This window comes from Paenibacillus sp. P4_E11, from assembly GCF_056401635.1.
Genome location: NZ_JBFUIX010000596.1, coordinates 1 through 870, shown reverse-complemented (window position 1 = coordinate 870; position 870 = coordinate 1). Strand labels below are relative to the sequence as shown.

Sequence of the window (870 nt, the reverse complement as noted above, 5' to 3'; positions counted from 1 at the left end):
ACAAACAACGTTTTTACGATAGAGTGTAAAGATATTATCCTACGTGAATATAGAATAGAGGATTTGGACGAACTATACGCTCTTACCCAGCAAAAAGAAATTTTAGAATTTTTACCTTCGTGGAACGCAACAAAGGAACGAAGATTAGATTGGCTTTTGAATTACGAGACCATAGAAAACAAACAATTTCTAGAAGCTATAGCGGAAGGGGGCAATGTTGGGCAACTCCGTCTACGATTAGGAATTATTTCAAAAGATACGTGGGAGTTTATCGGCTGGTGTTGTACTGGAATTAAGGAAGAATTACCTCCTCCGAACAGAGAAATTATGTATGCTATCTCAAGTAGCCACAGAAACAAGGGCTATACTACCCAAGCGGCTCAAGGCCTAATTCAGTATTTGTTCGAGAATACCGATGTAGAGGAACTTAACGCGATCGCTCTGATCCGTAACATCCCCTCGAATCGAGTCATTCAAAAATGTGGGTTTGATTTTCTGAAGATGATTGAGCTTGAGAACGAAAGCTATTATTACTACAAGCTTTATAAAAGTAAATGGGCAAAAAAGATATAGGTGGCCGTCACTATTTGCAACCTTTCCCTGAACTCGAACGTATGGAAAGTTCAGGGAGGCGATGGAGATGAATTTGTATTTCAGAGATAACTTCTTTAACTCAGGGAAGACCGACATATTAAATGAAAGCAATGAGAGCGTCGGAGAGGTCGATTTACGCAGTGCGTTCGGGTCTGCGTTAGACGTATATAATGAGGGTGGCTACAAACTGTACAGCGGGAGTTTCCCGATATTCTCGAACAAGTGGATCGTAACCGAACAATCGGGCGAAGAATGCGGGCTGCTGCGAGTTCGAAT

General features: G+C 41.5%; 1 protein-coding gene and 1 pseudogene. Both read left to right on the top strand.

Annotated elements, in window-relative coordinates:
• Positions 1-573 (top strand): GNAT family N-acetyltransferase (locus tag AC1DWB_RS36320; protein WP_477545895.1); only part of this gene is annotated, 573 nt, incomplete at its 5' end.
• Between the two features lie 67 nt (positions 574-640).
• Positions 641-870 (top strand): annotated as a pseudogene (locus AC1DWB_RS36315) (hypothetical protein); the annotation flags it as partial.